The sequence below is a fragment of the Sphingobacterium sp. CZ-2 genome, assembly GCF_004526235.1.
GTDB lineage: Bacteria > Bacteroidota > Bacteroidia > Sphingobacteriales > Sphingobacteriaceae > Sphingobacterium > Sphingobacterium tenebrionis.
Genome location: NZ_CP038159.1, coordinates 2,552,601 through 2,567,382 on the forward strand (window position 1 = coordinate 2,552,601; position 14,782 = coordinate 2,567,382).

A 14,782-nucleotide genomic window follows, 5' to 3' on the forward strand; every position below is an offset into this window, starting at 1 on the left:
AATGGAAAAAAGAAGAATCTTAATTATTGAAGATAATAGTGATATCAGGGAAAGTACAGCAGAAATCCTGGAATTGACCGGAGAGTATTCGGTCATGGTGGCTCCTGAAGGAAAAACAGGCGTAGACCTGGCGATCAAACATCGCCCTGATATGATTCTTTGCGATATCATGATGCCTGAACTGGATGGTTATGGGGTATTGTATATGTTGAGCAAACACGAAAATACCCAAGATATCCCTTTTATTTTCCTGACGGCCAAGTCGGAAAAAGCCGATGTGAGAAAAGCCATGGAAATGGGGGCAGATGATTACCTGACCAAACCATTTGATGACCTGGAATTGCTGAATGCTATTGAAAGTAGGTTCAAAAAACGTTCGCAGATCCAAGCCAAGGCCGTACCATCGGCAGATAGTTTCCGATTGGATGAACAGGAACAAGCCTACCTGCTTCAGGACCTGGCCAGCCATGGCCGAATGAAGACCATTAAAAAGAAACAGACCATCTATGAAGCTGGTGACACCCCACTTTATGTATATTATATCAAAAAGGGAAAGGTTCGCAGTTTTCTAAATTATAAGGATGGTAGGGAATTATCCACCAATATCTACATTGAGGATCAATTCTTCGGCCTGGAATCGGTGTTGCTGAACACCAAATATGGCGACAATACCTCCACCCTGGAAGATGCGGAAATCGCCCTTATCCATAAGGATAATTTCTTTGAACTGCTCTATAAAAAACCAGCGATTGCCTCTAAATTGATTAAGGTATTATCCCAGAATATTTTAGAAAAAGAGGAGCAGATGCTCGGCTTTGCCTATGATTCTGTTCGTAAGCGTGTGGCAAATGCCTTGGTCAATGTTGCGGAAAAATCAGGATCGGCAAATGATGAAGTCACCATCAAAATTTCCCGGGACGACCTTGCTGCCTTAGCGGGTACCGCCAATGAAACCATTAGCCGCATGTTGGCTGATTTTAAAGATGAAAAACTTTTAACCAAAGAAGGAAATGCGATCCGCATATTCTCCGTCGTACGATTAAAGAATATCAAACAATAAGCTGGCTCCTTAAACCGTGATATATATCACTTTCTGGGCTGATGCAGTTCACTGAATATAGTGAATGTATACAGTACCTTTGAATTGTTTATATATCTAACTTAAGGATGAGAGTGATTGCATATAACATTTTAGGTCCCGAAAAGGAATACTTGGCCATAGCAAATGCGAAGGTCCATGATCTGACTTTGGTGACCAATGAATTGAATTTCAGTACAATGCATTATGCTTTGGGAAAGGAAGCTGTTATCATATCTGAACGTGATATATTAGATCGGGTCATGTTGGCGGAATTGAGCAGGATAGGCGTGAAAAGTATTGTCACACGATCTTCCACCACCGAACATATCGATCTGGATTTCGCAGGTGAGTTGAAAATGCATGTAGCCAACGTCCCTTTTGAAACATCCTTAGAAGATATTGCCAAAAGAACCATCCAAAACCTTACCCAATGGATGGTCGGCGGTTGTGCAGGAGATGCCTGCCAATGCAAGATGGACTGCGCAAACAAAATGAAATTCGGTTAATATGGAAATAGATAGATTCAATGCCCTCATTCATAAATACAATGTGGCAGCACCTCGATATACCAGCTACCCAACTGTTCCTTTCTGGGAAAATGACCACTTCAACGAACAAGACTGGAGATTAAGGGTCTCCGAAAATTTTAAGGATTCCAAAGAACAGGGGATCAGTATCTATGTACATTTACCTTTTTGCGAAAGCCTGTGTACCTATTGTGGATGCAACACGCGAATTACCAAAAACCATCAGGTAGAAGATCCTTATATCACCTCCATCTTGAAGGAATGGAAAATGTATAAGGAGATTCTGGGCAATGAATCTTTGAAAATTGCGGAAATCCACCTTGGTGGTGGCACACCAACTTTTTTCCAGGCCGAAAACCTGCACCGGCTGATTGCTGGATTGATGGAGGGAAATCAACGTGCGGAAGGCGCTTCTTTTTCTTTCGAAGCCCATCCTGCGAATACGACTTACGAACATTTAAAAACATTATACGACTTAGGCTTCAAACGCCTCAGTTTAGGGATCCAGGATTTTGATGAAAAAGTCCAGTTCATCATCAATAGGCATCAGACCGTTGAGGATGTTGCACGGGTGATGAAGGATGCCAGAGCTATTGGATATGACTCTATCAATTTTGACCTGATCTATGGTCTTCCGCTGCAAACTGCAGAATCGGTGAGCATGACCATCGAACATTCCTTGATCCTTAATCCGGATCGGATCTCCTTCTATAGTTATGCCCATGTGCCTTGGATCAAACCTGGCCAACGTAGATTTACTGAACATGATTTGCCAGTTGGCGAAGAAAAGTTAAATTTATATAAACTTGGAAAACAGATGATACAGGAAGCTGGTTTTGAAGATGTGGGTATGGACCACTTTGCAAAACCGGAGGATGAACTGTATAAAGCATCCAAAAATGGAACCTTACACCGTAATTTCATGGGTTATGCCGATAGGTATAAGCCTTTGTTGATCGGTTTGGGGGTTTCTTCAATCTCGGATGCTTGGACCGCTTTTGCACAGAATGTGAAAACGGTAGAGGAATACCATAAATTGATTGCCGAAAATAAATTACCGGTTTTTAAAGGTCATTTGTTGAATGAAGAAGATGTACTGGTAAGACAATATATTTTGGATATGATGTGTAGGGGAAAAGTATCCCTAAAACCTCATGAAGAGATAAATATTGGTATCTTAGAAAGACTTCAACCTTTACAGTTGGATGGACTTGCCGAAATCAATGGCCTGGAAGTTCAGATCACTGAAGTAGGAAAGTCCTTCTTGAGAAATGTGTGTATGGCTTTTGATGTGCGTTTGCAACGTACGAAGGAAAGAGAGAATCTATTCAGCCAAGCGATATAAGCGACTTCAAAAAACGAATCTTTAAAACAATTTATCAGGAGATTGGAATGGCGATCAACAGTAAATTAAAATTGAATACTAGCTGTTACCACTGTGGTGATCAAGTGGAAGAAACAGCCTATGTGCTGGATGATCATGATTTCTGCTGTTTGGGCTGTCAAACAGTCTACCAGATCCTCAATGAAAACAACCTAGCAAGTTATTATAAATACAATACTCATCCCGGTAAATCCCAAAAGAACCAAAAGGAGGACCTTTCCTACTTGGACGAACCCAATATTGTTGCCAAATTGGTGGATTACCAAGATGAGGAAATGGCCATTATCACCTTTTACGTACCTGCCATCCATTGCAGTTCCTGTATCTGGTTATTGGAAAACCTGTATAAACTGAATCCTGGCGTGAAGACATCCCAAGTGGATTTCATGAAAAAACAGGCCAGTATTACGTTCCATAAAAAGGAAATTTCCCTACGGGAATTGGTGGGGCTGCTCCATAATATTGGTTACGACCCGAAGATCACCCTTCAGGATGTGGTTAAGGAAGGGAAGAAATTCAATCAGAACAAACTCATCGCCAAAATCGTCGTAGCGGGGTTCTGTTTCGGAAATTCCATGATGATCTCCTTTCCGGAATATTTCGGAATGGCGGCCTTCGAAAAACAATACGCCAATTTCTTTGGCTATATGAACCTGGCCTTTGGCCTTCCGGTATTATTATATAGTGCGTCTGATTATTTTAAATCTGCCTGGATCAGTTTAAAACAAAAGCGCTTAAACCTGGATGTTCCTTTGGCATTAGGGATATTTGTGCTCTTCTTCCGTTCGGCATACGAAATTATTTCCCAAACAGGAGCTGGATTTATGGATACCCTATGTAGTTTGGTGTTCTTTATCCTGATCGGTAAATGGGTGCAGCAGCGTACCTATTACCACATCTCCTTTGAAAGGGATTACCGTTCTTATTTTCCGGTAGCCGTGACCGTGATCAAGGAGCATACTGAAAAACCTACGCAGATCGGAGATCTGCAGGTGGGCGACCGGATCTTGGTAAGGAACAATGAAATCATTCCGGCAGATGCGATTTTATTGAATGGGCATGCATCCGTGGATTTCAGTTTTGTAACCGGAGAAAGTAAACCTGTTGAAAAGGTATTGGGCGAAGTCGTCTATGCGGGTGGGCGGCAGATGGGAGAAGCCATCGAGCTGGAAGTGGTGAAAGCGGTTTCCCAAAGTTACCTGACCAAACTGTGGAACAACGACAGTTTTAAACAGTACGAAAAGAAATTCGATACCTTCATTGGCTATATCAGTAAATATTTTACCATCGGTCTTTTGGCGGTGGCCTTTGTTTCCTGTGCATATTGGTTACTTGGTGGAAATGCGGATAAAGCTTGGGCAGCCTTTACAGCCGTATTGATTATTGCCTGCCCTTGTGCCTTGGCATTAAGTTCGCCATTTACCCTTTCCGCAGCATTGAGCATCTTTGATAAGAATAAACTGTATATCAAGAATACAGCTGCTATCGAGCAGATGGCTGCCATCGATACCATGGTCTTTGATAAAACAGGAACCATATCCTCACCAAATGCCTCCAGTATGTATTTTGAAGGATCTTTATCCAGTTTGGATAAGAACCTGATCTATTCCCTCTGTCGAAATTCCAACCACCCTTTGAGCCGTGAGATCATCAAATGGTTAGGGGATGGGCAATTGTTGCCGATTTCTGATTATGAAGAGGTGGCAGGTAGAGGGCAATCTGCAAAATACCAAGATTATAGCATCCGATTGGGAAGTGCCAGTTATGTGGGATCCCAAAAGGTAGATTTGGAAGGATCGGTTGTATATGTACGGATCAACGATGCAATCAAGGGTTTCTTTACCTTGGAACAATCCTGGCGACCAGGATTGGCAGACGTCATCAACCAATTCAAAGGAGAATCCTATAGTCTTCACCTGATCTCAGGTGATAATGAGCGTCGGGCAGACGCATTGAAAATGATCTTTCCGCAGGGTTCGAAACTGTTGTTCAATCAGACACCGGGGGAAAAATTGGAGCGGATTCATGATTGGCAAAACCAAGATCAAAAAGTGTGTATGTTGGGCGATGGCTTGAACGATGCCGGTGCTTTGCGAAAAGCGGATATCGGAATAGCCGTATCGGATGATATCAATAACTTTTCTCCGGGCTGTGATGCCATCTTGGATGGCGATTCATTTGATAAATTGCCCAAATTCTTTGCGTTTAGCAAAGATGCGGTGAAAGTGATCAAGATGAGTTTCATCATTTCCCTGATGTATAATAGCATAGGTCTGAGTTTTGCCGTGCAAGGGACCATGTCGCCATTATTTGCGGCTATTTTGATGCCGATCAGTACGGTTACGATAATTTCATTCACCAGTTTGATGACCCGGTGGTATGCAAAACGAAGAAATTTAATTTAAATTTGTAGGTATGAACATCATATTTATGTTAATCGGTTGTAGTGTGCTTATTGCGCTGTTCTTTCTTGGCGCCTTCTTTTGGGCGAGCAAGAATGGACAACATGAGGATACCTATACACCATCGGTTCGAATCCTCTTCGATGATGAACCGCAGGAAGAGGGGAAAGAACCCGCTAAAAAATAGGCTGAGACCCCAAAAATCACAGTTTTTTTACAGAGTTCATGCTTTTATTGATATTCGGCATGGTATCTTTGTAACATGTTTCGATTGTTCCATTTCTTGGCACTTTTTGGTTATCTGAACTTGCTCTGTTTTGAGGTGAACAGCAGCTGCTTCTTTAATTCTGGAGAGGTAAAAACCAATGAAACATTCGTAGAAGTTTTGTTGGAAGAAGTGCTCAACATGAAGCACGCGGATTCCGACGAAGCTATCCCCAATATTTTTTTTGATGATTACCGCGCAATGTCCTTAATATTAGGTCTTTTGCCCGCTATTCTTATATTTTCCTGGTTATTGGTCCGCGTCAAGGAGCTGATTAAAACCCAGGATCATCCCTTTTACCTTTCGAAAACATTATGCCTTCCCGGCTATTATAGTTTTCTGTATCGGTACAGACCTTTCTAATTTCTTTCGCTAGGTTCTATTTTTTAATTGAACCCTGGCCATTGCATGTCTGCAATGGCTGAATTCCATGTGTATCTATTTTTTTATTACCCGAATTATATTTTATAATGAAGAATCGTTTCTTGATGCTTCCATTGGTTGGAAGTGCAATTTTCTTTGCTGCTTGTACAGCAAATAGTAATGAACAGCAAACTACTACAACGTCCAAGGTAGTGCCTGTTACTCAACTTATCCAAAAAGACACCGTGATCTTTAAGGAATATATTGCCGATATCCAATCGCAACGGAATGTGGAACTACGGTCTAGACTGACTGGGTTTTTGAATAAGATCTATGTAGATGAAGGGGCTTATGTAAGAAAAGGTCAGGTACTGTTCTCATTGACCGATGAAGAGTACAAAGCGGATCATGCCCAAGCACAGGCCGCTGTCAATTCAGCGATGGCAGAAGTGAAAAAAGTGGAACTGGAAATGGAAAGAACCCAAAAATTGGTCGATAAGAATATTGTTAGTAGATCCGAATATGAGTTATTACGTGTGCAGTTAAAAGCGGCGCATGCCAAGGTGAAAGAAGCCGAGGCAATTCTACATCAAGCAAAAACAAAATTAGCACATACCCAAATCAGGGCCCCATTTGATGGTCGGATCGATCGTATCTTACTCCGAGAAGGATCCCTATTGGAAGAAGGCTCCTTGTTGACCAGCATTTCAGACCAACAACTGGTCAATGTGTATTTTGATATTTCGGAAACAGAATATTTGGAAATCGCATCCGACCCCAGTTTTAACCGAAATCATTTCAAGAAAGAGGTACAGTTGATCCTTGCCAATGGAACGTTGTATCCACATAAGGGCACGGCTGAAATTGTGGAGAGCGAGTTTGAATCCAGTACCGGATCTATTTCCCTACGTGCAAAATTCCCTAATCCGGATGGATTGTTGAAACATGGGGCAACGGGCAGAATTGGGGTACCAACCCAAACCGGCAACCTGTTATTGGTACATCAGAAATCGGTGTTGGAAATTCAGGATAAGGCCTATGTATATACCCTAAAAGGAGACACGGTACAAATGACGCCATTTAAGAACGGGCGCCGTGTAGGACATTACTACGTGGTGGAAGATGGGCTAGCAGAAAATACCAAAGTGGTTTATGAAGGCGTACAATCCTTAAGGGATGGTATGCGGGTACAGCCTAAACTGATGAACAACTAAAGGGGGGATTGGATAGATGTTTGAAAAATTTATTAAGAGACCGGTGTTATCATTGGTCATCTCCATATTCATAACCTTATTAGGCCTTTTGGCCCTTTTTACCTTGCCTATTACGCAGTTCCCGGATATTGTTCCGCCGTCAGTAGTGGTGACAGCGAGCTATACCGGGGCAAATGCTGAGGTAAGTACCAATGCCGTCGCCATTCCATTAGAAAGGGCAATCAATGGGGTGGCCGGCATGACGTACATGAACTCCGTATCGACCAATAATGGAAATACGTTGATTCAGGTTTTTTTCAAGGTAGGTACTGATCCGGACATCGCCGCCGTGAATGTGCAGAACCGAGTGACCACCGTGCTGGACGAACTTCCGGAGGAAGTGATAAAAGCAGGGGTGACCACCGAAAAAGAAGTGAACAGTATGCTCATGTACCTCAATCTATATAGTGAGGATGAAACAGCCGATGAACGGTTCATCTACAACTTTACCGATATCAATATCCTGAAGGAACTGAAGCGTATTGAAGGTGTTGGGTTTGCACAGATCATGGGAATGAAAGATTATGCCATGCGCATCTGGGTGAAACCTGATCGATTATCATCCTATTCGATCTCTACCGAAGAATTGGTCGCGGCATTACGCCGTCAGAATATCGAGGCCGCACCAGGTCAAACAGGGATCAGTTCCGATAAAACGGTGAACATGCAACAATATGTGCTTCGCTATCCTGGAAAATTCACTGAAATCAGTGAATACGAGAACATACCGATCCGTGCCAACGTGGATGGATCTATCATCCGGGTAAAGGATATCGCTGAGGTGGAGTTCGGTTCATTGGATTATGAAATGGTTTCCAAAACTGACGGTCGACCTTCTGCATCGATCATGATCAAACAATTACCTGGATCCAATGCGCAGGAAGTGATCCAGCGCGTGAAAGATAGAATGGCCGAATTGCAGGCCGCTACTTTTCCGCCAGGTATGAAATATACCATGGGATATGATGTTTCTCGGTTCTTGAATGCATCCATCTCTTCGGTATTGATTACCTTGATCGAAGCCTTTATATTGGTTTTCCTAGTGGTATTTATTTTCCTTCAGGATTTTAGGGCTACCATCATTCCTATTTTGGCAGTGCCTGTATGTTTGATCGGTTCTTTATTTTTTATGCAGATGATGGGTTTCTCCATCAACTTATTGACTCTTTTTGCGCTGGTGCTCGCCATTGGAATTGTGGTCGATAATGGTATTGTCGTCGTCGAGGCCGTCTATGCCAAAATGGAGGAGGAGCACCTCTCTCCAATGGAAGCGACTTTGGCGGCTATGGATGAAGTGGGTTCTGCAGTAATTGCCATAACCTTAGTCATGTCGGCCGTGTTTGTTCCGGTGGCATTTCTTTCTGGGCCGGTGGGGATTTTCTATAGGCAATTCTCGCTTACCTTAGCTGCAGCTATCGTAATCTCTGGAATCAATGCCCTGACCTTAACGCCAGCACTATGTGCCATCATTCTGCGATCTCCACACGATAAGAAGCCGGGGAATGGTCCTTTGGATCGGTTTTTCCGTGGATTCAATAAGGTTTATAATCGGATCAGTGGTGGCTATAAGAATGTGCTCGGCCGAATTGCCGGCCGTAGGATCATCACCTTGGCCGCTCTGGCAGGTATGTTCGTGATCACCTGGGGATCTGCATCCATATTACCCTCGGGATTTATCCCAACAGAAGATCAGGGGATGATCTATGTAGCGGTAACCACCCCTCCTGGAGCAACCGTTGATCGGACAGAAGCGGTTCTGAACGAAGTGGATGCTATATCCCGAGAATTGGACGTGGTAGAAACCGTTTCCATCCTTGCAGGATATAGTATCGTAACAGAGGTTTCGGGTGCATCCTATGGTATGGGGATGATCAACCTTAAGGCTTGGGATGAAAGAGAACAATCCGTAGACGATGTGATGAAGGTACTACGTGAAAAAACAGCCCATATTGCCGATGCAGAGATTGAATTCTTTCCACCTCCTACGGTTCCAGGCTTCGGAAATTCATCGGGTTTTGAGTTGAGGCTATTGGATCGTAGTGGTAATGAGGATCTGGCGAAGACCAATGAAGTGGTCAAGGATTTTATCAATGATCTTCAGGCCAATGAGGTGATCGAAAGCGCAAGTACCACTTTTGATGTGAATTTTCCGCAGTACATGCTGGAGATTGACTATGATTTAGCGGCTAAAAAGGGTATTTCAGTAGAGAATTCCATGAATACCTTACAAACTTTATTGGGAAGTTTATATGCGACGAACTTTATCCGCTACGGACAGATGTATAAGGTCATGGTACAATCTGATGCTTTTTCAAGACAAAGACCTGAAGATGTACTGAATCTATATGTAAAAACTGCCGATGGCGAGATGGTTCCCTATTCTTCTTTCATGACAATGAAACGGGTGTATGGCCCAGAACAGATCACCCGATATAACATGTTCACATCGGCGATGATCACGGGTCAGGCTGCACCTGGCTTTAGTTCCGGTCAGGCTATCGATGCGGTGGAAGAAATTTCAAAGGTCCTTCCCCAAGGTTATGAGATTGAATGGTCGGGCATGACCCGGGAACAGAAGATATCCGGTAATCAAGCGGGATATATCTTTTTACTTTGTTTGGTCTTTGTATATCTCTTATTGGCAGCACAGTACGAAAGTTTTCTACTTCCGCTACCGGTTATTCTTTGTCTGCCTGCTGGTGTATTTGGCGCTTTTATCTTCCTCAAGATATTTGGGTTGGAAAATAACATCTATGCGCAGGTAGCATTGGTCATGCTGATCGGTTTGTTGGGAAAGAATGCGATTTTGATCGTGGAATATGCAAACCTGAAAAGAAAACAGGGAATGGATGTACTTACAGCTTCTATTGAAGGTGCGGTTGCGCGATTACGACCAATTTTGATGACATCCTTTGCCTTTGCAGCGGGCTTGATTCCGTTGATGTTGGCTTCGGGAGCTGGTGCGATCGGAAACCGGACCATCGGAACCGCTTCAGTTGGTGGTATGGTAATCGGTACAATTCTAGGTGTGATCGTTATACCTGGTTTGATCGTGCTGTTTTCCAAAAGAAATAAAAAGAAAAAAATGAAATCTTTGAATAAGGGTGCAGCGGTGCTATCCGTTTTGGTCATTACGTTGTTGGGTTCATGTGCTATACCAAAACAGACTGCCCAACAAAATCTTCCAACAGCGATCGGCGAATCGGCAAATGCCTTTTTGCAAGACAGTTTATCGGTTGGAAGTTTGGCGTGGAAGGACGTTTTTACTAATCAGGAATTAGCGTCCTTGATCGATTCTGCATTGATAAATAACTTGGATGTTCGTCAGACCATCCACCGTATTGAGGTGGCACAAGCGAATTTCAGGTTCCGAAAATCCGCTCTTTATCCTACTTTGGAAGGTGCCGTAGAAGCGGGGCTGCGAAAATATGGACATTACACCGAATCCGGGATCGGAAATTATGATTCCAATTTTTCGGAAAACCTAAAAGAGGATGAAAAATTACCGGAACCATTTATCCCGGATTATTTTGTAGGGGTCCGTTCTTCTTGGGAGATCGATCTTTGGGGAAAATTGCGGAACAGGAGGGAAGCTGCCTTTTCCCAATTGCTGTCGGAAACCGAAACTCGTCGATTGTTGGAAACAGAATTGATCGCCAGTATTTCCTCGGCCTATTATGAACTGTTGAGCTTGGATGAGAAAGTGGCCGTTTATGAGGAAAACATCAAATTGCACGAGCGGGCTCTCGAAATTATCGAAGCGCAGAAGGAAGCTGGTCGTGCGGATGAGTTGGCTGTTCAGCAGTTCAGATCCATCTTGGCCGAATCAAAAGCCAATCGGGAATTGGCAGAACAGGAGATCCTGGCTTATGAACATCAGATCAACGCCTTGCTGGGTAGGGTATATCAACCCATCTCCCGAAAAACAAAAGCATTGGCGGAGGAATTGTTATTTGCCGATCTACAGGTCGGTAATTTGGAAGATGTGCTGAATAACCGTTTGGATATCCGAAGAGCAGGTCTGGACATGAAAGCAGAATACCATGAACTGGAAGCCGCTCGCTTATCCTTTTTGCCAGAGGTTGCCATCAGTCCTTACCTAGGACTGCAATCTTTTAGCCTGGATAAACTTTTTAGCCTGGATAAATCCGTCACATACGGTTTGTTTGGAGGCATAACGATGCCGATTTTTAAACAAAGGGAATTGAAATCACAGTATGAGATCATGAAAGCCAAGTATGGGATCAGTTTTTTGGAATATGAAAAGTTGGTGCTGAACGCGGTCAATGAGGTTTCTCTGGCCATCAATACCCAAGATGCGATTGCAAAGCGGGAGGTACATGTTCGGGATCAGGTTCTTGCGCTGGAGTCTGCCATTGCAGCAGCTGAAGAACTTTTTATTGCTGGAAGAGTAAATTACCTGGATATCATTACTGCTCAAAAGAGCATGATCGCGGCTCAGGTTGCAGAGGTGGATGTCAATAAGGAGAAACTATTAAACCAAATTGTGCTTTACAAAGCCCTTGGTGGTGGATGGAGGTAGGGGATTGCTTCGTTCCTCGCAATGACGCAGGGCCTCGCATTGACGCAGAGTCTTGCGATGACGCAGAGTCTCGCAATGCGAGGAGGTACGACGAAGCACACCCTCGTCATTGCGAGGAGGTACGAGGAAGCACACCCTCGTCATTGCGAGGAGGCACGAGGAAGCAATCTTTGGACATGCGGCTCCCCATGTCATCCTGAGCATCGCCGAAGGATCTGTACGTGTACCACATGTAGATGCTTCGACTGCGCTCAGCATGACATGGCTCGAAGATTGCTTCGTTCCTCGCAATGACGCAGGGTCCCCGCAATGACGCAGAGCCCCCCAAGTTGCCTTCGATGCAAAACCATGGTGAAAGCAATGCTAAAGTATGCTTTTCCTATGGTCAACATCCATTTTCGTGCTTTTTCCCTGCTTCCATCCTGCTTCAGATACGCACCAAGTGGGTTCCGGAGCAAAATATGTTTACCTATCAGCAGGCCAACATGGATAAATGGGATAAAATCCCTCCGGTACAAACCTATCCTGCATCCCCGGACACAAATTTATCCACCATTGCCACAGCGCTTTACACGGTAACCGTAAAAAATGTTCACCGGGGGTCTTGGAAATATGGATGGGAAGTCCCTATCTTTGCACCACTCCGCAAGGGAGGGACGGCCGAACGGCCACTGAAATAAGGGTAGATGCAGGTTGCTATTTGGGGGATTCCCCGGGCCAACGATGCACGGAAAAAAAGCTCCAAAAAATTATTTTAAAATAAATTTTGCGGAACCGAAAAAACCTTCTACCTTTGCAGTCCCAACCACGGGGAACGGCAGCCGGCGCGACGCTGGCAGCCCACAGAAATGACAGTTCCAAGGTGCTGCAGTGCACACCGAAAAACATACAGATGCCGAAGCGCGAGCGGAGGCGGAGAGTTCTTTAAGATTTTATGATCATGTAACGCAGCGAGTAGTCGGAAGACGAAAGCTGAAAATTAAGACGATCTACAGATCGATCGATTTCAGATTTCCGGGAGCAGGACAGAGATACAAAAAACAAGACGTTTCTATTTTTATGAATAGTCACGGTCTTACACTTCATTCTACAATGGAGAGTTTGATCCTGGCTCAGGATGAACGCTAGCGGCAGGCCTAATACATGCAAGTCGAACGGGATCCGGTGGTAGCTTGCTACCATCGGTGAGAGTGGCGCACGGGTGCGTAACGCGTGAGCAACCTACCCATATCAGGGGGATAGCCCGGAGAAATCCGGATTAACACCGCATGCAACCATTAGATGGCATCATCATATGGTTAAATATTCATAGGATATGGATGGGCTCGCGTGACATTAGCTAGTTGGTGGGGTAACGGCCCACCAAGGCGACGATGTCTAGGGGCTCTGAGAGGAGAATCCCCCACACTGGTACTGAGACACGGACCAGACTCCTACGGGAGGCAGCAGTAAGGAATATTGGTCAATGGGGGCAACCCTGAACCAGCCATGCCGCGTGCAGGATGACTGCCCTATGGGTTGTAAACTGCTTTTGCCGGGGAATAAACCCCTCCACGAGTGGAGGGCTGAATGTACCCGGAGAATAAGGATCGGCTAACTCCGTGCCAGCAGCCGCGGTAATACGGAGGATCCGAGCGTTATCCGGATTTATTGGGTTTAAAGGGTGCGTAGGCGGCACTTTAAGTCAGGGGTGAAAGACGGCAGCTCAACTGTCGCAGTGCCCTTGATACTGAAGTGCTTGAATGCGGTTGAAGACGGCGGAATGAGACAAGTAGCGGTGAAATGCATAGATATGTCTCAGAACACCGATTGCGAAGGCAGCTGTCTAAGCCGTTATTGACGCTGATGCACGAAAGCGTGGGGATCGAACAGGATTAGATACCCTGGTAGTCCACGCCCTAAACGATGATGACTCGATGTTTGCGATATACAGTAAGCGTCCAAGCGAAAGCGTTAAGTCATCCACCTGGGGAGTACGCCCGCAAGGGTGAAACTCAAAGGAATTGACGGGGGCCCGCACAAGCGGAGGAGCATGTGGTTTAATTCGATGATACGCGAGGAACCTTACCCGGGCTTGAAAGTTACTGAAGCATCCAGAGACGGATGCGTCCTTCGGGACAGGAAACTAGGTGCTGCATGGCTGTCGTCAGCTCGTGCCGTGAGGTGTTGGGTTAAGTCCCGCAACGAGCGCAACCCCTATGTTTAGTTGCCAGCACGTCAAGGTGGGGACTCTAAACAGACTGCCTGCGCAAGCAGAGAGGAAGGCGGGGACGACGTCAAGTCATCATGGCCCTTACGTCCGGGGCTACACACGTGCTACAATGGATGGTACAGCGGGCAGCTACACAGCAATGTGATGCCAATCTCGAAAAGCCATTCACAGTTCGGATCGGGGTCTGCAACTCGACCCCGTGAAGTTGGATTCGCTAGTAATCGCGTATCAGCAATGACGCGGTGAATACGTTCCCGGGCCTTGTACACACCGCCCGTCAAGCCATGAAAGCTGGGGGTACCTAAAGCATGTAACCGCAAGGAGCGTGTCAGGGTAAAACCGGTAATTGGGGCTAAGTCGTAACAAGGTAGCCGTACCGGAAGGTGCGGCTGGAATACCTCCTTTCTGGGGCCTGTACCCGGCCTCGCTGCATAACAGATCATAGATGATGGATAACAGACTCATAAAGAAGAAAGTGCCCGCCCGGACGGAGTCCAGGACGGTGTCGCGAGAAGAGATGAAGATAGCCAGTCCCGTAGCTCAGTTGGTTAGAGCACTACACTGATAATGTAGGGGTCAGCAGTTCAAATCTGCTCGGGACTACCAGGATACGGAAGGGGAATTAGCTCAGCTGGCTAGAGCACCTGCCTTGCACGCAGGGGGTCAACGGTTCGAATCCGTTATTCTCCACAGGCCTTCCCGCAAGGGGAAGGGATGAGAGTTCTTTGACATATTGGAAGAAAAGAGATAAC

Annotated in this window: 9 protein-coding genes, 2 tRNA genes and 1 rRNA gene; all 12 read left to right on the plus strand. The window is 45.1% G+C overall.

Annotation, left to right across the window (positions count from 1 at the left end):
* The first annotated feature begins 1 nt into the window (after position 1).
* Positions 2-1,060: a response regulator gene (locus tag E3D81_RS11320; protein ID WP_134777444.1), complete on the plus strand. Its 1,059-nt coding sequence runs from the start codon at positions 2-4 to the stop codon at positions 1,058-1,060.
* 107 nt (positions 1,061-1,167) lie between these two features.
* Entirely contained in the window at positions 1,168-1,587 is a 420-nt protein-coding gene (locus tag E3D81_RS11325; RefSeq protein WP_099366589.1) for a lactate dehydrogenase, read from the plus strand.
* A 1-nt stretch (position 1,588) separates the two neighbouring features.
* A complete protein-coding gene (hemN, locus tag E3D81_RS11330) occupies positions 1,589-2,953 on the plus strand; it encodes an oxygen-independent coproporphyrinogen III oxidase (RefSeq protein WP_134777445.1) in 1,365 nt (454 codons plus the stop codon).
* A gap of 47 nt (positions 2,954-3,000) precedes the next feature.
* On the plus strand, positions 3,001-5,397 hold the full coding sequence (locus E3D81_RS11335; RefSeq protein WP_134777446.1) for a heavy metal translocating P-type ATPase: 2,397 nt from the start codon (positions 3,001-3,003) through the stop codon (positions 5,395-5,397).
* Positions 5,398-5,407: 10 nt separating this feature from the next.
* A complete protein-coding gene (gene ccoS, locus E3D81_RS11340) occupies positions 5,408-5,581 on the plus strand; it encodes a cbb3-type cytochrome oxidase assembly protein CcoS (RefSeq protein WP_099366592.1) in 174 nt (57 codons plus the stop codon).
* 75 nt (positions 5,582-5,656) lie between these two features.
* Positions 5,657-6,022 carry a hypothetical protein gene (locus tag E3D81_RS11345; protein WP_134777447.1) on the plus strand — a complete coding sequence of 122 codons (366 nt, stop codon included), beginning with the start codon at positions 5,657-5,659 and terminating at the stop codon, positions 6,020-6,022.
* A 107-nt stretch (positions 6,023-6,129) separates the two neighbouring features.
* On the plus strand, positions 6,130-7,236 hold the full coding sequence (locus E3D81_RS11350) for an efflux RND transporter periplasmic adaptor subunit (protein WP_134777448.1): 1,107 nt from the start codon (positions 6,130-6,132) through the stop codon (positions 7,234-7,236).
* Positions 7,237-7,252: 16 nt separating this feature from the next.
* Entirely contained in the window at positions 7,253-11,818 is a 4,566-nt protein-coding gene (locus tag E3D81_RS11355; RefSeq protein ID WP_134777449.1) for an efflux RND transporter permease subunit, read from the plus strand.
* Between the two features lie 338 nt (positions 11,819-12,156).
* Positions 12,157-12,498 (plus strand): hypothetical protein, encoded by a 342-nt coding sequence (locus tag E3D81_RS11360; RefSeq protein ID WP_134777450.1) that lies wholly within the window; start codon positions 12,157-12,159, stop codon positions 12,496-12,498.
* Positions 12,499-12,907: 409 nt separating this feature from the next.
* Positions 12,908-14,435, plus strand: a 16S ribosomal RNA gene (locus E3D81_RS11365).
* 124 nt (positions 14,436-14,559) lie between these two features.
* Positions 14,560-14,636: transfer RNA gene (locus E3D81_RS11370), tRNA-Ile, on the plus strand.
* 10 nt (positions 14,637-14,646) lie between these two features.
* Positions 14,647-14,720, plus strand: a tRNA-Ala gene (locus E3D81_RS11375).
* Positions 14,721-14,782 lie beyond the last annotated feature (62 nt).